This is a genomic window from Vibrio sp. 1978 (assembly GCF_033344345.1).
Map to the genome: position 1 here is coordinate 101,536 of NZ_JAWPOP010000007.1, position 20,299 is coordinate 121,834.

General features: G+C 44.9%; 15 protein-coding genes. 9 read left to right on the plus strand and 6 right to left on the minus strand.

All coding sequences use genetic code 11. The annotated features are described in order from the left end of the window. Both R8N49_RS09375 and R8N49_RS09380 read left to right on the plus strand, forming a co-directional pair. The gene (locus tag R8N49_RS09375; protein WP_186585559.1) at positions 1-933 is read left to right on the plus strand and encodes an ATP-binding cassette domain-containing protein; all 933 of its coding nucleotides are present in this window, start codon (positions 1-3) and stop codon (positions 931-933) included. Further along, entirely contained in the window at positions 933-1,400 is a 468-nt protein-coding gene (locus R8N49_RS09380; protein ID WP_186585560.1) for a transcriptional regulator, read from the plus strand. The genes R8N49_RS09375 and R8N49_RS09380 overlap by 1 nt, the downstream gene beginning before the upstream one ends. A 289-nt stretch (positions 1,401-1,689) precedes the next feature. Here the strand turns inward: R8N49_RS09380 and R8N49_RS09385 are convergent, their stop codons facing one another. Beyond that, positions 1,690-3,660, minus strand: a complete 1,971-nt coding sequence (locus tag R8N49_RS09385; protein WP_005374502.1) for a replication initiator protein RctB domain-containing protein — start codon at positions 3,658-3,660, stop codon at positions 1,690-1,692. 1,237 nt (positions 3,661-4,897) lie between these two features. Here R8N49_RS09385 and R8N49_RS09390 point away from each other — a divergent pair. From R8N49_RS09390 to R8N49_RS09405, 4 genes are all read left to right on the plus strand, one after another. Then, positions 4,898-6,115, plus strand: a complete 1,218-nt coding sequence (locus R8N49_RS09390) for an AAA family ATPase (protein WP_005374503.1) — start codon at positions 4,898-4,900, stop codon at positions 6,113-6,115. A gap of 7 nt (positions 6,116-6,122) precedes the next feature. After that, a complete protein-coding gene (locus R8N49_RS09395) occupies positions 6,123-7,097 on the plus strand; it encodes a ParB/RepB/Spo0J family partition protein (protein ID WP_005374504.1) in 975 nt (324 codons plus the stop codon). 105 nt (positions 7,098-7,202) lie between these two features. Then, a complete protein-coding gene (locus tag R8N49_RS09400) occupies positions 7,203-9,230 on the plus strand; it encodes a tRNA(Met) cytidine acetyltransferase TmcA (protein ID WP_318189924.1) in 2,028 nt (675 codons plus the stop codon). A gap of 251 nt (positions 9,231-9,481) precedes the next feature. Beyond that, positions 9,482-11,161, plus strand: coding sequence for a DUF342 domain-containing protein (locus R8N49_RS09405; protein WP_186585562.1), 1,680 nt, complete (start codon positions 9,482-9,484; stop codon positions 11,159-11,161). A gap of 56 nt (positions 11,162-11,217) precedes the next feature. On the opposite strand, the gene catC is transcribed toward R8N49_RS09405, so the two are convergent. Then, positions 11,218-11,877, minus strand: coding sequence for a type C chloramphenicol O-acetyltransferase (gene catC, locus R8N49_RS09410; RefSeq protein WP_042522290.1), 660 nt, complete (start codon positions 11,875-11,877; stop codon positions 11,218-11,220). Positions 11,878-11,965: 88 nt separating this feature from the next. On the opposite strand from catC, the gene R8N49_RS09415 reads away from it, so the two are divergent. Further along, on the plus strand, positions 11,966-12,877 hold the full coding sequence (locus R8N49_RS09415) for a LysR family transcriptional regulator (RefSeq protein WP_054700560.1): 912 nt from the start codon (positions 11,966-11,968) through the stop codon (positions 12,875-12,877). A 208-nt stretch (positions 12,878-13,085) separates the two neighbouring features. Here R8N49_RS09415 and R8N49_RS09420 read toward each other — a convergent pair whose 3' ends face one another. From R8N49_RS09420 to murQ, 3 genes are all read right to left on the minus strand, one after another. Beyond that, a complete protein-coding gene (locus R8N49_RS09420) occupies positions 13,086-14,141 on the minus strand; it encodes a porin (protein ID WP_186585564.1) in 1,056 nt (351 codons plus the stop codon). A 148-nt stretch (positions 14,142-14,289) separates the two neighbouring features. Next, positions 14,290-15,744 (minus strand): PTS N-acetylmuramic acid transporter subunit IIBC, encoded by a 1,455-nt coding sequence (gene murP / locus R8N49_RS09425; protein WP_054578581.1) that lies wholly within the window; start codon positions 15,742-15,744, stop codon positions 14,290-14,292. A gap of 28 nt (positions 15,745-15,772) precedes the next feature. Next, a complete protein-coding gene (murQ, locus tag R8N49_RS09430; protein WP_186585565.1) occupies positions 15,773-16,675 on the minus strand; it encodes an N-acetylmuramic acid 6-phosphate etherase in 903 nt (300 codons plus the stop codon). Between the two features lie 242 nt (positions 16,676-16,917). Here murQ and R8N49_RS09435 point away from each other — a divergent pair, with 242 nt between their 5' ends. Beyond that, a complete protein-coding gene (locus R8N49_RS09435) occupies positions 16,918-17,769 on the plus strand; it encodes a MurR/RpiR family transcriptional regulator (protein ID WP_033907250.1) in 852 nt (283 codons plus the stop codon). A gap of 19 nt (positions 17,770-17,788) precedes the next feature. Here R8N49_RS09435 and mpaA read toward each other — a convergent pair whose 3' ends face one another. Then, positions 17,789-18,499: a murein tripeptide amidase MpaA gene (gene mpaA, locus R8N49_RS09440; RefSeq protein ID WP_318189925.1), complete on the minus strand. Its 711-nt coding sequence runs from the start codon at positions 18,497-18,499 to the stop codon at positions 17,789-17,791. A 141-nt stretch (positions 18,500-18,640) separates the two neighbouring features. On the opposite strand from mpaA, the gene R8N49_RS09445 reads away from it, so the two are divergent. Beyond that, the gene (locus R8N49_RS09445; protein WP_186585567.1) at positions 18,641-20,266 is read left to right on the plus strand and encodes an ABC transporter substrate-binding protein; all 1,626 of its coding nucleotides are present in this window, start codon (positions 18,641-18,643) and stop codon (positions 20,264-20,266) included. The last annotated feature ends 33 nt before the right edge of the window (positions 20,267-20,299 follow it).

Here is a 20,299-nt window from a genome sequence, read left to right on the forward strand (position 1 = left end):
ATGAGCCAGCCTATCATCCAAATGAAAAATGTGATTAAAGAATTCAAAGTGGGCGGTGGTTTAGCGACAGAGGAAACCTTTCGTGCGCTTCAAGGAGTGACTTTTGATCTGTACGCAGGAAAAACCTTGGCTTTGGTTGGAGAGTCAGGCTGCGGTAAGAGTACTTGCGCTCGTTTAATAACCAAAGTCTATCCAGCAACGCAAGGCGAGATCCTTTTCAATGGCACTGACATAAATGAGATCACGTCACGATCGGCTCTACAAGAATATCGCAGTAAAGTACAAATGGTGTTTCAAGATCCGTTTGGCTCTCTCAATCCAACTCATACCATTCGCCATCACCTAACACGTCCTTTAAAAATTCATAAACAAGTCAAAAACGAGCGCGACATCCCAGCCCGCTTGGAAGAGCTTCTAAAGCTGGTGGAACTACCTGAAGAGACATTGAGTAAGTTCCCTCACGAACTCAGTGGTGGGCAACGTCAGCGAGTAAACTTAGCAAGGGCTCTAGCGGTAGGTTCGCAAATCATTCTTGCGGATGAGCCTACGTCTATGCTGGATGTTTCTATTCGCTTGGGAGTGTTGAATTTAATGCAACGAATGAAGCAAGAACTGGGAATTGGTTTTTTATACATCACTCATGATCTGGCGACTGCGCACTACATAGCGGAAGAAACCGCAGTAATGTACAAAGGGCAAATCGTTGAATGGGGCGACACTCATTCAATACTTAAGAATCCGCAGCATCCTTATACTAAGCTGTTGATTTCTGCTGTTCCTGATCCTGACTTACCTTTTGGTAACTTAGTGAAAAATGAGCCAAACTATTCGATAGATTCCGATGAAATTCGTCAACGTAGCAGCATAATTGTCGACGAATTTGATCAAATAGGGCCAAATCACTATGTAAAACAATGGACTGAGGCAGCGTAATGGATTTGAGTACTTGGCAAGATCAAATCGCCATGTGGTACGAACAGCGGAAACATGATCAAGTAGAAAAATTAGAAACGATCTTATATCAGGTGCCTGATGACGTGTTTGGACCCGAATTGAGTGATCTTCAAAGTAAAGCGATTGCTTGCTGGTTGGATGGATGTTTACGCGTGTTTCAACATGCAAGCTACCAAGACCCTCAGAAAGCATATCAAACCTTGCTTTATACGAGTGCAAAGCTTGAACAAGCAGCATGCCAAGTCTCGACTGATATTCTGATCAAAGATTGGTGTTTGAGACGACTTCAGCATCTCACCGTTGTGGCGTTAGAGTTTTGTAATCGGCAGTGTGATCAAAACAAGTGGCAGGAACAAGCCCATAGCTTAATCGAATCACATGTTGCGTTGATGCGTTCATTACACTGGAATGAATCCAAGAAGCATGATCAAGGTTTACCTCATTAGTCCGGAAAAATGATCAAGGCTTAATTAGCGGAATTTTAGGCAAAAAAAAGCGAGTTTCCTGAGGAGAAACTCGCGAAGTCTATTCAGAATGAATGTAACAATATGAGCCAATCTATTAATCATCAGAAAGGACAAAAGGTTGTCTATTCGGGATAAATAGTAGTATTAGGCTTGGCTTCTAATGTCAGTGGTTTGTAAGAGTTAAGTCTGTTTTTTATCATCGAAAGACATTGTTACATTTCAAACCGATACATCACACCTATAGCTTGATACACATCAAGCGACACTTTTAAATCGCCATTTCATCCAAGGCACGAAATACCATTTCATCCATGTGACCATCGAAGATTTGACGACAAACTTTCCGACGCACCGCTAACCCCGCAATCAAGCGCTCGATGGTAAGATGCTTAACATCGTTCTGGGTGTTAAACAGCTCGACGGTTTTACTTAATGTCTCATAAGGAATCGGCTCATCCCCTACCCTTAGCCAATCGAGCTTCTCTATGTAATCTGAGCACTCTTCTTTGATTGAGGCATACGAGTGCCCTGTCATCGCAGACAAAGCCGTTATACTGCGTTCTAGAGCCTCTGGTGAGGTATATTTAGATAGAGTAATGGTGATCTCATCAGCATTGATCTCTACCAAATGTTTTCTTTGCTTCACGCGTCGCCCTAAATTTCCTCTTGGAGACGGTGCTTTGCGTTGAATGGGCTCAAATTCGCCGTCTATGATGCCTGAGAGCTCCTCAAGCTGTTGTCGGGTTACCATCTCATTACGAAGTGGGTTTGGCAGCGTAGGCGCCATGTTACGCTTTCCTGCGTTGGTTGTACGAGCACGTGAGTAACGCAACACCTCTTCGACGTCACATTTGATGTCGATCTGGTAATCCATCACTTTATCATTCTCGATCATAGTTTCGATCGTTAAGTGATAGCCCCATAAGTTCACCACAAAAAGATCGTCTGTCCCTTTGCCGTCTGACAAGCGTTTCAGCTCACGGATCAGATCCATGGAGAACCGACGCCATTCAATGTTACGTGCAAGCTTCTGATTTAACTCACTCAGTAGCATGCAATCCGTGTGACGACGAACCATGCGACTACGGAAGAAAGAGTACAGTTGAAACACCAAAGTATGTTGTTTCAAGATCTCTGGCGGAAACAAGAAGAAATAATCGCGCGTTAACAGCTCTTCATAAAACGAAGGTTCCCAAACTAAAATATATAAGTTTGGCTTGATACGAATTTCACCATCGCTTCCCTCCACAGGTGCCTCTTCAGAGGCCGTGATGGTTCGAGCAAGAAAACGAAAACGATCACTTTTGAAGCCCTCTGGCATGTTTTCACTTAGCCAACGTCCCGTAAGTTCATGGAGCTGAAAATCAGTGAATTCAATGCGATCAATGCTATCGCGAATGGAATCACGAGCTGGGCCACTGTCTTTTTTGCCTCTGAGCGACAAAATATCAGTGATGTATAGCGGCGTTTTGTTTGGTACGTGAGCAGCATCAAGCTGATACTGATCTTTGTGATGATCATGATACTGAACCGTTAACGTGAAGAGAGCGAACAGGGTCATGAGATCATCCACAGTCATGATATTTTTGGATGATCGCGTCTCAATAACGGCTTTAGTGCCAGAGATCGACACCATGGATTTCTGATAACTTTTTCGAGTTCTTGGTGGCGCAAGTGCTTGGTCAATGATCCCAGCCCAATTTGTTGGAGATACAACAAATTGATCGGCTTCATCTTTCATCGTGGGAGGTGTGTTTAACCCGTGCTCATTCAACAAACGTTTGTTTACTTGAGTCTGAGCCAATGCTTTCGAACGTTTTTGTTTTTCGTTCTGACGAACTTTGTCGGTAACGAGACTTGTTGCTCCCAACACAGATATAAGCTGATTGGGATTCACAAATTTATGTAGCATCGTTTTACCAGCAAGTCCCTCTTCAAAACGCACTGGAGTTTGAGTAAATAAACCAATATTTACTGCCGCGCGCAAACGTTGTTGCAGGGCTGCACGTGTGAGTTGCCCATCTGTTGCTTCCACAATCTCTGTGGTTGAAACCAAACCATCCTTGCTGCTGAAGCCTCGTAATGAGATCAGATTAAGCAACTCTAAGATGCTTTTGGTCACCCCTTTGAAATGTTGGTACTGCTCTACCCAATCCGCAGAGGATTCATGTACCTCAAAAAGATGGCCATCTTTGTGGCTTCTCGGTGCTTTAATCAGAATTTTTTCATCAGCCGTCATTTTAGATCCAGATCACACTAGCCGTAGTTGTGCTATGGTTCCGAAGAATAAAGAAAAACAGATCATAAATAAAGAAAAAAGATTGTTTTTAAATAACTGATCTTTTTGATTAATCTGATCTTAATTGATTATATGATCTAATGATCTGGCTTGAAATTTCTCGCTAAGCTTTTGTTCTATAAGACTATTATTTCCATGTGTTTCGGAACTATGATCATAAGAAGTCTGAAAGTATGATCAACAATAACCTGAAAGCATGATCATATTTATTCGTAAGCATGATCATTAAGGTTATGAAAAGATGATCAAAAGAGTCTTGAAACGATGATCATGATGTTTTTACAGGTTATCCACAGATGCAGTATTTAATAATGATCTTCACGATGATTATATTGTGCATTGGTGATGTTATTTATACTCGGATCGATGATCAAGAGCCAATATATCTATCGTTCTGGCGCCCATATTGATGAGATATCACTCATCTGATTAAAATACATTCAAGTCGCTCATATTTAGAAGTAAATCCTAGTCTCTGCTTATTTACAGGAAGCATGATCATGAGAGCGTGATTTATCATAGCAACTTGAGCAATTTCATTGTTCCGGCTTCTATAACGTCAATTTCTGCTCAATCCCCCGTTCTGTCTGCACTCAACCGTAAATCAGAGAAGAAAACTCATGCTTCCGAGAGATTCTAAGGCTTGATCATATTTCCGATTAATGGATCTTATTTTATTTGCGTGTTTACACCGTACTCTGCTCTATTTTTCCATGATCATGCTTTCGGATTTGCTTATTAACACGGAAGCATGATCATAAGCATGCCTTGATCATACTTCCATAGATGTTTCGCTGGAACTGCCCTATTTTGCTCGGAGACATGATCAAGGTGTTCAGGTCTTTATTGTTCCGATATTACTTACTATTTATCGTTTAAATTAGGTTGGTCTAACATAACCCGTAATTTAGCTTAAGATTATAATCGTTCCGGTAGAAAATTGATTTACATTGTAAATGAGTGACGCTGTAACACTTTTTATTTTTAAGTTTAGGTGTCCACTTATGAGAAGATTATTTGATTAAAAATAGTTATCTTTTTGACCATAAATCATAAAAGCGTCGATTTGGGTGTTTTTTTATGTGATGGTAATTCAAAATGTTCGTGCACCTTTTTGTTGTTTTTGGTCTTTACTGCTGTACAATTGCAATTATAAATCCTTCCAACGGAATTTGGCATGAAAAGAGAAAAAACGATTGAAAACCTTCTTGAGTTAGCGGAGCTGACTCAGCAGGTTCAAGCTGACCGTATTGAAATTGTTTTAGAAGAGCGAAGCGATAACTACTTCCCACCAATGTCGAAAGCGATGATGGAAACCCGTTCTGGTCTAACTCGCCGTAAGCTCGACGACGCGATTGGTAAAATGGAAGCCGCTGGGCATCAATTTACTAAAAACAACGCGAATCATTATTCAATTACGTTAGAAGAAGCACACATGCTCATGGATGCGGCTGAAGTGCCTAAATTTCATGAGCGTAAAAAGAATTCAGGTAACAAACCTTGGATTATTAATGTGCAGAACCAAAAGGGCGGTACAGGTAAATCAATGACCGCGGTTCATTTAGCGGCATGTTTAGCGCTAAATTTGGATAAACGATACCGTATTTGTTTAATCGACTTAGACCCACAAGGCTCGCTACGTTTATTCCTCAACCCGCAAATCAGCATGGCAGAGCATGATAATATCTATTCTGCGGTAGACATTATGTTGGGTAACGTGCCTGATGGTGTGGAAATTGACAGTGAATTTTTACGTAAAAACGTATTGCTGCCAACGCAATATCCGAACTTAAAGTCGATTTCAGCGTTTCCAGAAGACGCGATGTTTAATGCGGAAGCATGGCAAACGCTATCTGAAGACCCATCACTCGATATCGTCCGTCTGCTGAAAGAGCAACTGATTGATAAAATTGCTGATGACTTCGATATCATTATGATTGATACCGGTCCACACGTTGACCCATTAGTATGGAATGCTATGTATGCATCAAATGCCTTGCTAATTCCTTGTGCGGCTAAGCGTCTGGATTGGGCTTCAACAGTAAACTTCTTCCAGCATTTGCCTACGGTATATGAAATGTTCCCGGAGGACTGGAATGGTCTTGAGTTTGTTCGCTTGATGCCAACCATGTTTGAGGACGACAATAAGAAGCAAGTTTCTGTTTTAACTGAAATGAACTATCTTCTAGGTGACCAAGTTATGATGGCTACTATTCCTCGTAGCCGTGCGTTTGAAACCTGTGCCGATACCTACAGCACAGTATTTGATCTGACAGTAAGCGATTTTGAAGGCGGTAAGAAGACACTAGCTACCGCGCAAGACGCTGTTCATAAAAGCGCACTGGAATTAGAGCGTGTGCTGCACTCTAATTGGCCGTCATTGAATCAGGGGTAATAAGTAAATGGCTTTGAAAACGTCTGAATTAAACGCGAAATTATTTGGCAAAACGAATAAGCGTCGTGTTGTGACTCCGCAAGAGGCGCAAACTGCGGCAAAAGAGAAAGCTCAAACGATTGAACTAGCAGTTGCAGGTGAAAATATTGTTCAGTTTGAACTTGTGCGTATTCCTGCAAATAAAGTTGCGACAGAAACAACAGTATTTGTTGATAACGCTCGTGAGCAATCGTTCTTAAACGAACATGCTTTATCTGATGTTTTAGTCACACTCAAAGAGCGTGGCCAACAATATCCAGCTGTGGGTCGTAGAACTGAAGATGGCAAGATCGAAGTTTTAGATGGTAGCCGTCGTCGCATGTCTTGTATCCTCGCTGAACAAGACTTTTTGGTTTATGTTGCTGACAACATTAATACTGACCATGCTAAGTTTTTGTCTGATGTGGCAAATGCTCACAAGCCGCTCTCTTTATATGAAAAAGGGAAAGAGATGCAGGCTAAGCTTGATAGTGGTGAAGCTGAAGATCAGAAAGCATTGGCAAAAATGTTCCAGTGCAGTGAAGCGTTGGTAAGTGGCGCTTTAAAAGCCGCAGCATTACCGTTAGAACTGCTTCAAGCGTATCCGAATGTTGGCGATCTCGGTCGTCCAACTATCGTGAAACTGCACAAACAGTTTTCAACGCTGACGCCAGAGCAGCAGCAAGAGCTGTTAGATAAATGTCGCTCTAGCGAAGGGTTTTTATGGCAGCGAAGCACAGCTCAAGGCGTTGCTCGTCTGACAAAAGAAGTCACGGAAAGCATCGAAAATTGGATTACTGAACTTGCACCAGCAAAACCTGGTAAGAAGACGGAAAAAGTCGACTTAGTTAAAGGTCGAGCAAGCTATAGCCGAAAAGGTAGCAGCCTGGCGTTGAACTTGAAGAAAGTTGACGACAGCTTAATGGAAGAGATTCTTGCGTTTGTACAAACCAAACTGCAATAACAAATGATGATTGAATCAACCGCCTCCGGGCGGTTTTTTTATATCTGAGAAGCGTCAAATTAAAGATGTGATACCATTGCGTCAGTTCAACGTTGGATAGACAAAATGCAGACACAATCTGATTTCCTTTCATCACTTCAACATCAAGCTCACCAATCTTTCCAAAGGATTGGTATTGTCATTCAAGGCGAGGCTTCTTGGCAAAATGCGTTGATGTCAGAGTTCCATAAAACGCAGCGCCATCAACGTTGGTTTTCTGTTGGTGATTTTGGTTTGAAAAACGTATCCAGTGTTTCGTCTAAACAAGGGCACATGTTGCTAGGCAGAGAGTGTGACGTTCTATTGTTTGATGCTCGAAATGGCTTTGACGCCAATAGTTTTACCGCCGCGCTTGGCTCATTGGTTGGCGGCGGTTTTCTTATTGTCATTACTGAGCTGCGACAAAATGCGAATTTTGCTCAGCAATGGATGCACAAACAATGGGAGAAGCTCGTTGTTATTGAGCAAGACAAACCATTGCCAACGGCTCCAGACATCAAGCAAGCAGAAAAAGAAAGCCACTACACGGAACAAGAACATGCCATTTCTCTAATTGAAAAGGTGGTGACAGGACATCGAAAGCGACCATTAATTTTGACCGCTGATCGTGGACGTGGAAAAACAAGTGCCCTCGGCATTGCGTGTGCGAGCTTATTACAGCAGAAGCCACTTAGAATCTTAATTACCGCACCATCTATAAAAGCCGTTGAGCCTGTTTACCAACATGCTTTGCGGCTACTTCCAAATGCGCAGCGTATTAGGAAGGACAGATTAGAATCAGGGCAGGGAGCCATTCAATTCATTGCTCCTGACGAACTTCTATCGAGCAGACCTGAATGTGATTTGTTATTTGTCGATGAAGCGGCTGCAATTCCAGTTCCTATGCTCAAAAGCATTACCGAACATTATCATCGACTCGTTTTTTCTACGACTGTTCATGGTTATGAAGGTTGTGGCCGGGGCTTTACGATTAAATTTGTTGATTGGCTTCAGAAACAGCGTTCGGGAATGAAAACATGGCACATGACACAGCCCATCCGCTGGAGCATGAATGATGCGCTTGAATCATGGCTCTATGACGCGTTTTTGTTGGATGCGGAGTTAACGCACCATCAACTTAAACAGGTCGACTCAATTTCCCTTTCTAAAGCCGATAAGAACCATTTGATATCGCAGCCTAGTTTGCTGCGTGAGTGCTTCGCTCTTTTGGTGAATGCTCATTATCAGACCTCGCCGAATGATTTGATTCACCTTTTGCAAGACGACAACAGTCAGCTCTATTTTGCTAAGCAAGATAATGCGGTTGTGGGGGTGATATTAGCGGTCGAAGAGGGGGGCCTTGACGATGAATTGATTGAAGAAATCCAGCTTGGTAAGCGTCGTCCTAAAGGACACTTAGCCCCAATTACGATTGCAAACCACCTAGGATTCCCGAATGTCGCGAATCTATCGACGCTGCGAGTCATGAGAATTGCGGTTCATCCAGCATTGCAAGGCAAAGGCATTGGTCAAAAAATTCTGCAGCAACTTGAGCAAATGGCTGCTAAACACATTGCCTACTTATCCACGAGTTTTGGTGCGACGGAAGAGTTGCTCTATTTCTGGCGACAATCGAACTTCCGTACAATTCGCTTAGGGTCAATGCGCGATGCTGCTAGCGGTTGTTATTCAGTCTTGATGGTCAAACCTTGTGATTCCCAACAGACGGCTTGGGTCGACCAATCTCAGGCGCTATTTGAAGAAATGTTGTCTAACAATGTGGCTGACGTCTATCCAAAATTAGAAGCCCCTATTTTTCGAGCTCTATTGTCGCAACCTTTGGGAATGAGTCCACTTCATCCCGCTAAGTTATTACTAATTGAATGTTATGCTGATGGTGGTAACAGTTATGAGTCTGTGTCTGTGTGGCTTCAACAGTGGTTACTTAATTTAGGTTTGAACTCTGCTTCCGACTTGATGATTAGTAAGCTTTTTCTTAACCGTAGTTGGACTGAATGTGCTCAGCAATTTGGTTTACCTGGAAGAAGGCAAGTTGAGCAGCAGTTAAGGGACGAAGTAAGACACATTTGGAGCGATTTACACTGTAAACAATAAAGGGAAATTTACACTGTAAATGAAATTATTGGGAGCTGATTTTACACTGTAAATCCAGCTCCTTTTTGTTTCAGCGTGTATCTTGATTGAGCTTTAGGTTAAATCGAGTTTTCTCTTAATATGCTGTTTAACCGTTATTGATGGATTACTTTCTTTAGTGACGTGAGCCCTATAATAAGAAATGCGAGGTTTGTTCAGAAAACGGATTTGGTTAGACTGAAAGTGTTGATGGGAAGCAAAGTGGTAAGGGTATGTGGAAGCTGTGTCTTGAGTTATCTGAAGATAAGACCAAGGTGATAGCCCGTCTTCCGGGAGAAGTGGACCTCGGTGGTGAGCTAAATCAAAATGAATTAAACGAGCTGCTCGTCGCAATGAACGCTGAAAGGATGTTTGTTGTTGAGGGGGAAGTCGTGAGATTCATTAACTGCGCCAAAGAACGTAAAGACGAAGCTTACGAAGGCATCGTCATTGCGGAAAAACGCAACGCGCAAGTTGAGGTCGAATTATCGAATAATGACATGCTCGCCAGTATGAACGTTGTCGGTGCGTACGGAGGCCGAGGTTTACGTGGCCCCGAGATTGTTCAAGCCCTTGCTCAAGCGCGAGTTTCGAAAGGCATCAACAAACTGGCTTTGAAGAAAGTGTTGGTTGTCAGCACTCAGCTCAAACCCGGCGAAACTTTTTCTCAACCTGTAGCGGTTGGTAAGCAACCTATCAAAGGCAAAGACGCTCTTTTTACTCCTCTCGTTAAAGACATCACCAAACGCATCCTCAAACCCAAAGACGGCCAATCTGCTAGCGACAAAATTGATTTACGTAACCTCGGTGAAACTATCGCGGTTGACGTAGGCGATGAGGTGATGCGCCGCACGCCTGCGACCAAAGGTACGCCTGGTTTTACTGTTCAAGGGCGAGTGATTCCTCCACAAGCCGGAAAAGACAGCCCAATGAAGCCAGGCAAGGGCACCGAGATAAGCAAGCAAGACCCAAACCTATTGATTGCATCGGTATCCGGTACGCCTCTGATTAAAGACAAAACCATCGAAGTTGATAACGCACTCTGCCTCAATAGCGTTGGCGTGAATACAGGCCACGTGAAATTCAAAGGGAATGTGATTATCGGTGGCAACATTGAATCTGGCATGATTGTTAAAGCGACGGGTTCTATTACTGTAGGCGGCTTCATTGAATCGGCTGACGTACAAGCGCAAGACGACATCCAAGTTGGTAAAGGGATCATTGGCCATACCGTGAGTGATGGCCAGCCAAAGAGTTGTCACGTCAAAGCCAAAGGTTCGATTCGTGCCAGCTACGCCCAATATTGTGATTTGCAAGCCGGCGAAGATATTGAGTTGGCGGTGCACAGCATGAATAACGATATTGTTTGTGGGCGCAATCTGACGGTGCTAGACGCGAACGGTAGGAACGGCACGCTCAGCGGCGGAGATGCAAAAGTCGGTGGCAAAGTGGTGTGCTTACAATTGGGCGTAGAAGGCGACACCGCCACTAAGGTAGAAGCGTTCGCACGCTATTCTGCATTTAAGGAACGATTAGCAGAGCTTAAAGAACAATACAAACGCGCTCAAGAAGGCACGATGGATGTGATTCGTAAAGAGCTCGAATTTAAGAAACGTCCTAAAGCCGAACGTACCGACGAAGAACAAGCTCAGATTGACGTGATGAAAACACAAAACAACGAGCAGCTTGAAGCGATAAAGCAAAAGCTAGAACAAACGGAACACGACTTTGAAGTCGCGTTAGAAGAAAATATTGTCGAAGCCAAAGAGCGTGTCTTCACACGCGTGACGGTGCAGTTTGGCGACGAGCAGGTAACGACAAAGCGCACTCATGGCGGTTGTTCGTTCCGTTTCAATCAATACGAAATTAAAGTCTCGGCGAACTTGGAAGAAGAGGACGTCGCTGCGGTTTAAGCTTTCTTACTCACTGAGCCCACACGTCGCAACAAGATGTGTGGGCTTTTGTTTATCTACAAATCGACAATGTGCTCTTGATAGTAGTCCGCAAGCGCACCGACTTGGCTGCTACACATTACTTTCATTGCTTGTTTAATGTGTTCTATTGGCCAGTTCCACCATTGGATATTGAGTAGAGTTTCAATCTCTTTATCGCTGAATCGTTGACGTACGACTTGGTTGTTTCCAACCACCACCGAATAAGGTTGGACGTCTCTCGTCACTACTGCGCGTGCTCCGATGACGGCTCCATCGCCGATGTTTACTCCGGGCATGATCATCGCCTCGCTGCCAATCCAAACATCATTCCCCACCACTGTATCTCCGGCACGCTCGAAACCGTCTTGTACGCCTTCTCCAAAGTCTTCAGGAGAGAAGGGGAAGGTCGAAATCCAGTCAATGCGATGACCTTGGTTTCCTGCCATCATGAAGGTGGCTCCAGAAGCGATGGAACAAAACTTGCCAATGATTAATTTGTCGATGCTATCGGGTTCTCTACTTTGCCATTCTTGAAGTGTGACGGGGTCACCCAACAAGTAGCGTACCGCTTGCTCTTCGAAGCTTTTTTGATGATAGAAGCCCGAGTAATAGCTGTAATCGCCAACGATGATATTGGGATTAGTGATGTGATCTTTAATGACTTGACCTTTTAACCACGTGTCGAAAACACTCATAACTCATCCTTTCAAATTTAGGTTGTACAGAGTTTAGAGGCTTTCTATTATTTCCAGTAGTTTGATTTTAGAGATTCAGAATTACTGTATGGAAATAAAATGGCTCAGCTACGTACCACTTTACGTCGCTTTGTGTGAGGAACGAAGTATTGCTGGTGCAGCAAAGCGACTGAATTGTTCGAATGCGCATGTAAGTCGGCAACTTAAACAGCTTGAAGACATATTGTCGGTGCAGCTTATTCAGCGAACTACGCGCCAGTTTAATTTGACCTACGATGGTTTGCGGTTTTATCAGCAGGTAAAGCAACTGCTCGAAGGCGCTGAGCAGATCAATGAGCAAGTCATGGCAAACGAGATCGTATCGGGAAAATTGAGAATAGCGGCGTCCGCTTCTTTCGGAGCTGCGTTACTCAGCCAAACATTGATCGAGTTTCGATTGCAACATCCACAAGTGAGTGTTGAAGTGATCTTCACAGAGACACCTCTCGACTTGATTGAGGCTGGGTTTGATATCGCATTCTACTTTACCGATACTCCCCCAGAGGGATACGTCGGCCATCAGCTACGCACTTTACACTGTAAACCGATCGCTCATCGCTCGTATTTAGCTGATAAACCAAATGTAAGTACGCCAGAGGAGCTTGGTGACTTAGAGCACATCCTTTATAAAAGTCGTGACTTGGTGTTAGACAAGTGGACGTTTACGCATAAGCAAACTCAACAGCAGTGCAGCATTGAGTTAGAAAGTACGCTGAGTTTTAATCTTGTCCAGTCCATGTTGGATGCTACTTTGGCTGGCTGTGGTGTAGCCATGTTAGATGAATTTGCATTGGCTAAACTCGAACCTGCACAAAAAGAACAACTCGTGAGTTTGCTTCCAGAATGGCAAACGGATGCGATTTTGCCGCTTTATCTGCTTTACCCAAAACGTGAGCACTTACCAAGAAGAACGCGAGCGTTCATTGATCACTTTAGGAACATATATTCTGTCGGCGAATAGCGACAACAAACTCAGCAACAATTGTGGAAGCAAAGGAATGCGAAAACACTGTCACCAGCTTCCCTGATGCAGGCGTGTTTGTTAAAACAGGTAACGAAGAAAACATATGGCGAGGGTGAGCTTCTTCAAATCAGCATTAAAGGCAATAACTACTGATCGGACACAGAAGAAGCTCATGGATTCAGCTAACTTACATTAAGTATCGTGCTTACAGCTCGTAACGTAGACCTAAGTGGTAGTAGCTTTCGTCTGCGTGCGCACCGCCAAACGAGACTTCTTGTCCATTGCTGTAGCCACGCGAGCCGTTACGATCAACGTAGTTTGTGTAGATAGAAGAACGAGGCGTCAGTTTGTATTGCACTTCTAGCGTTGTATCTTTCAGCTCTAGCTCGTCACCATCACTGTTTTCTAAAGAACGATAACCAGCACGCAGTACCCATTTGTCATTTACACTGTAAACCGCCGTTAATTCCATCACTTTGTCGGTACTGGTTTGTGAGTAATAGCCCTCTAGTTCATCTTCCGAGTACAACGCACCCAACATCAAATCACCTAGGTAGTAACGCGTACCTGCGCCCCAGAATGTGTAATCGGTGTCGTTGCTTTCACGTGCATCACCTTTATTCTTCTGCATCGCCACCACTGGTGCCAAGGTACCCAAATTTCCCATGTCTAGCGTATAACGCAGTGCAGTGTTGTAACCGTAGTCGAGCTCAGAAGTGTTGTTTCCTAAAATGTACGCGACAGAAAAATCGAAATTACCTAGGTTGTTTTGGTATTGCAGCGTGCCATCTTGACGGAAAACTTGCGTCGCGGTTTTGTCGACTTTATTCGCTTGGCGCGCCATAGAAACATCGGAAGAGGCGAACACATCACCAATGTCGGTAAACATAATCAACCCAGATGCCACGCGACCACCAGTAATGCGACCATAATCTTTCGCATCAATACCCGCCCATACATAACGTGCGGTCAGAGACGGTTTGTCGTTTACTTGGTTTGCGTATTCAGCGGCACCCACTTGGTATTGCGCTTGGCCGATGATCGACGCGTACTCGTTGATGGTTTGTGAACCGTTTAAACCAATACGGCCATCAAACTCGCCATTTGCATCGCCGTGCTCATCATTTTTACTGGTGACATTGAAACCAAGACGAGAGTAAATATTTAAAACTGACCCATCTTCCGCTTGATACAGCTGCGCTGCCATTGCGTTTGATACCATCAATGTTGGGAGAAGTAGAGCCAAAATGTGCTTTTTCATGATTAACGACCTTTCATTTCTATTGTTTTAGGTACGACAAAGCCCCTTCCGAGTAACGGAATAAGAAAAATTGTCGTGAAGTAGAGAGAGGGTGCGCCCTTGTTTGCCAAGGGCGCGAGCTAGTCCATTCCTATAGGGGAAGAATGATTTAGCTTAAATCGACGTCTTTGCAGCCAAAGAAGTAAGTCGCGAGGAAGCCGACGATGTAAGAGATAAGCAGGCCGGCAACAAACACCATCATGCCCGGGAAGATGCCATTTTCAGATGTCATGAGAGGAATCGCCACGATGCCGGACGGGCCAAACACCGTATTAAGACCAACTGGTAAGCCAAGGTAAGAAACTAAACCGATAAAGAAGCCGCCCGCAGCACCACCAATACAAGCGGTAACGAATGGTTTTACGCGTGGTAATGTCACGCCGTAAATCAATGGTTCGCCAATGCCTAGAAGACCCGGAATAATAGCGCCTTTAACTTGAGTGCGCAGTAGAGCGTCTTTTTTGGCTTTGAAATACAGCGCCATTGACGCGCCAACCTGACCGCCACCAGCCATTGCCAGGATAGGGAATAGCGAGTTAAAGCCCTGTGCTTCCATCAATGCGAAGTACACTGGAACAAAACCCTGGTGGATGCCAAATACCACCGAAATTAAGAACAAACCTGCCAAGATTGCAGCGCCTAATGGGTTATCGTTTAAGTTGAGGAACAACCAAGACATCCCTTTAAATAACTCGCCGCCGATCGGCATGATGAGCAAGAAGGTTACCGCACCCATGATCAATAGAGTGATAACGGACGTTAAGATCATGTCCAGATCATCAGGCATGTATTGACGAACCTTACGCTCGACTTGTGCACCGATGATCGCTGCCAAAAGTACGCCGATAATGTTGCCGCGCGGATCAATCGCAAAGCCGAAAAACTCGTTCATGCCAGAGTAAATGCCGGATGTCGCCTCTGGGTTGTAACCCAGCACAAACAAAGAGGCGAGAATGGCACCATTAACACCAGAGCCGCCAAACGCTTGCTGCGCGTTGTAACCAATCAGAATACTTAGGAAAGCAAACAGACCCTTACCAAAGACTTTCATGTAGGCGATCAAATCCAACATAAACTGGCTTGGTGTCTGGTCGAGAACAAACATTTGTTCCAATAACGTCGCAAAACCTAGCAACAAACCAGCGGCAATAAAACCAGGGATCAACGGCGTAAAGATAGTGGCAAACTTGCTTAAAAAACGCTGAACTGCACTGGTTTGTTTGCTCTTCATCTGCTTTTTCTGCTCGGCTGCGACGGCAGAAAGATCTTGTTGCGGCATATCTGCTTCTTCACTGTCACCAGAGGTTAAGCTGTCGATCAGTTGATTCATCATCTCAGCCGCTTGTTGAGCTTTTCCGGGACCGAGAATGATCTGAAACTGCTCATCGCTTTCCACCACACCCATTACGCCGGGAATTTGCTTGATAACTGATTGATCAGCCAAGCCATTGTTGGCGAGCGATAAACGCAAACGCGTCATACAGTTACCACATTTGCTTACGTTGCTACTGCCACCCACTGCGGACAGCAACTGCGATACTGTGTTTGAAGTTATTTTTGCCATAGGGTCTATCCTTCAGAACTCGGATTATTTAGTTATTATTTAGTGCTGCGCGAATAAAGCCGTTGTGCGCGGCGAGGCGTGATTTGGCTTGTTCGGCATCCAATTCGGCCAAAATCATTAAGATGGCGGTTTTGCAGTGGCGACCGCAGGCATTTAATGCTCGCTCTGCTTCTTCTTTTGATGCGTCGGTTGCTTCCACAACAATGTTGGTTTGGCGTTGTATGAGCTTGGCGTTAGTGGCTTCTACATCCACCATTAAGTTGCCAAATACCTTACCACTACGAATCATTGCGCCTGTCGTGAGCATGTTTAGCACCAGTTTTTGTGCGGTGCCGGCTTTCATGCGAGAAGATCCAGTGACAACCTCTGCGCCAACTATCGGCAGAATCGCGATGTCGGCCGCTTCTGCCATGGCACATTCTGGATTACAGGCGATAGATGCGGTCGTGGCTCCGATGGATTTAGCGTAGTCCAAACCACCTAGTACATAAGGTGTACGGCCACTCGCTGCAATGCCTACAACCACGTCATGCTTGGTGAGGTGAAGTGCTTTTAAGTCGTCTTGACCCATTTTCGCGTTGTCTTCTGCGTTTTCTACCGCTTTTAAAATTGCTTGATGTCCACCAGCAATTAAGCCAATCACCATATCTGGATGCGTGCCGTAGGTAGGAGGACACTCGCTTGCATCAAGAATGCCTAAGCGACCTGACGTACCAGCTCCCATGTAAATTAAACGGCCACCATTTGCAAAAGCTTGGGTAATTGCGTCAACTGTCTCTGCAATTTGTGGTAGCACCGCTTTTACCGCGAGCGGGACTTTTTGATCCTCTTCATTAATGACTTGCAGCATCTCGATAGTCGAAAGCGTATCGATCTCGGCACTGGCTGGGTTACGGCTTTCTGTCACCAATCTGCTTAAATCAATTTTCATGTTTTGCACTCTTCGTAATGTTCAATCTGAGGGCGATTTTATGGAATAAAATATTCAGGTTTGGTGATAAAAATCACACTTGAGGTTATTCTTTATGCAGGAGAAATTTGGAATAATGAGAGAAAATATACGTCTATTACGTCCGGGATTAACTGTCTTGGTTAGAATAATCAGGGGGTTAAATCAAACGCCTATTATTTCTGATTTGGAATAATTTATTTAAAATTTTTGAGGTTTTTGTTGTGTCAGTTATCAATAAGATAGTCGCGAGGCGTACTCAGCTTTCGCAAAGTGGTCGTTTGGTTGGCGATTGGATTGTTGAAAACGCAGAAAAGGCGGCGCTGCTCACCAGCCAAGAACTTGCGGCGCAAGTAAAAGTGAGTCAATCGAGCATTGTGAAATTTACTCAGCGTATCGGCTTTAAAGGTTACAGCGAGTTTAAGTTAGCTCTGAATGAAGAGATTGGCCGTAAGCATGCGATGCAGTCGACACCGCTGCACAGTGATATTTTGGCTGACGACCCCATTGCGGTTATTTCACAGAAACTGGTGAAAGCGAAAACCGACGCTATGTTTCAAACCACCAATACGCTGTCTTACGAAGCGTGTCACCAAGCGGTGAAATGGTTGAGTGAAGCGCGTCGAGTGCAAGTGGTCGGGATTGGGGGCTCTGCACTGACCGCGAAGGATTTAAGCTTTAAACTGCTTAAACTTGGTATTACGGCGCTTTCTGAACAAGACAGCCACGTGCAGATTGCTGTTGCCCGCACGCTCTCTCCAGAAGATGTTCAGATCGCAATCTCGTTTTCGGGTGAGCGCAAAGAAATTCTCGTCGCGGCAGAAGCGGCAAAAGAGCAGGGCGCGAAGGTGATTGCGTTATCTGCGCCTGGAAGAAGTCGCTTGCGCGGTATTGCCGATATTACGTTTGATACGATTGCCAATGAAACGGAACATCGCAGCTCATCCATTGCTTCGCGTACCGCGCAAAACGTGATCACCGATTTGCTGTTTATCATCTTGGTTCAGCAAAGAGACGACAGTGCCCGTCAGTTGATCAGCGATATTAGTACCGACATCAAACAGATCCTCACATGATCGCTTGTTTAACAGCGGACTAGAGATCCGGATCGTGCCTCAGCAAAGCAATAAAATCAGAGAGATGTTTTTCAATGGTGAGATCGGCAGAAATCGCGGGTAATTCCAACGTGATGCAAGGTAAATAACGTTCACTACACCAAGTGCCGAATGAGCCGGGTGTTTCGTAGTCGACATCGTCAACGATTGGCAGTTGAAACTGCTCGCCGAGCCATTTGGCGAGGTTGGAATGTTTGGGATCATCCACAAACGCAAGCGGTTCATGAAACGACACCACAAACTTTGGCTTGCGCAGTTCAATCAAGTTAATTAATGCGCTAACTTCAGGCTCTAGTTGGTTTTTAGTGCCAGTTTTCACCTGTACGTCTCGAACGGGTGTGTGAGAGCTCCATCGATACACTGTGCCATGCTCAGTCCAATTTTGGGTTGGAAACGCGCGATTGAGATCCACTTGGTTTGCATTTGCGCGTGTGCCTAGTTGGTTGCCGTCAGGATTCATTGACAGAATCACATCATGTCGTAAGTTTTCAGCAGGCAAGCTTCTTAGCGCGCAGGACAAACCTGCAATCGAGGCCGTCTCGTCCCCGTGAGTGCCTGCCAAAATCAAACCTCGCGAAGCACTTTCGACTTGAGCCGGAAAATACAGTAATGGCGCACCAAGCACGGATTGACCGTATGATGTTGGCCGAATTAAAAATGCCGCTCTTTCCGTTCTTGGAATTAGACTCACCGTAATCTCCTGATTGATGAAGTAGTATCAATATCTAAGCTAATTACACCTAGCTAAACTGAACCGTTTAAACTCGTCAACGGTTGAAATGTTAATTGTGGCACTTGCTTCACAAGACGCGTTAGGAGAACGAAAAACGATATGGATTTTAAAAAACATTCAACGGCGTTGCTGATTTCCTCTTTATTCACCCCTTTTCTTGCTACATCAGTTGCTGCGGAGACCTTACCTAAAGGCATTCAACTTGCCGCAGAACAGCATGTAGTACGTGCGAATGACGCAGAGGCGGCGACGCTTGACCCAGCGAAAGCCGAAGGTCTGCCAGAAATGCATGTGATTCGTGACTTATTTGAAGGGCTTGTGATTCAAGATCGTGACGGAAACATTATTCCCGGTGTGGCAGAATCATGGGAAACCAACGACAACCAAACCTTTACTTTTCACTTGCGCAAAGACGCGAAATGGTCGAATGGCGAGCCTGTGACAGCGGATGATTTTGTCTATTCACTGCGCCGAGCGGTAGATCCGAAAACCGCTTCTCCAAATGTTTGGTATCTCAAACTCACCAAGATCAAAAACATCACCGATGTAGCAGAGGGCAAAAAGCCTTTGGACGATCTCGGTATCAAGGCAGTGGATAAATACACCCTACGTTTTGAGTTGGACAGTCAAGTGCCGTACTTTGTTGCTATGACTGGGCACACGTCCATGATGCCAGTGCATCAAGCGACAGTGGAAAACCGCGACAAGCCGTGGAGCGAACCAGACCAATTTGTTAGTAACGGTGCATTCACATTGGATAAGTGGGCCGTGAATGAGCGCATTGAACTGGTTAAGAGTCCAAGTTACTGGGACAGCGCAGATACGCATCTAAACAGAGTGACTTACATTCCGTTTGAAAACCAAAACGCGTCGATCAATCGTTATGCGGCAGGAGAGCTGGATATCACGTCAGATGTGCCGACTCATATGGCGCAGAAACTTAAACAAGATTACAAGCAGGCTTACACGGTGGTGCCATTATTGTGCACGTATTACTACGCGTTCAATACCACTCGTCCGCCATTTGATGATGTGCGAGTGCGTCAAGCGGTGTCGTACTCCATCATGCGCGATGTGATTACGAATGGTGTCACGCAAGTGGGCAACCTTCCTGCTTATACTTTTGCGCATCAGTACACCGCAGGGTTTGATGCGACGCCGCCTGAATACAGTAAGTGGAGTCAGCAACAACGTGACGAGAAAGCGCGTCAGTTGTTAAAAGAAGCGGGTTACAGCCAAGACAAGCCGCTCGATTTTAAATTGTTGTACAACACCAGTGAGGCAAACAAATCGATCGCGGTTGCGATAGCGTCGATGCTACAAAAAAATCTCGGTGCAAACGTGGAGTTAGAAAACCAAGAGTGGAAGTCGTACTTAGTGGCGCGTAAACAAGGCAATTTCGATGTGATGCGCGCTTCCTGGTGTGGTGATTACAATGAAGCGTCTACTTTCCTGAGCTTACTTCGCTCAGGTTCTTCGGGTAACTTTGCACGTTACAGCAATGAAGCGTACGACAACGCGATGAACAGTGCATTGGCCGCAACCGATGAGAAAGCGCGCCAAGGTTTCTATGAGCAAGCCGAGCAATTGTTGGCGGCGGATATGCCAATCGCACCGATTTACTACTACATGCAAGCGCGTTTGGTTCGTCCTACGGTTGGCGGTTTTGCCAAGAGCAACGTAGAAGGTCGTATCTACTCGAAAGACCTCTACATCAAGAAGTAGCGCTCAAAACAAGCGATAAATATGAAGCCCCGA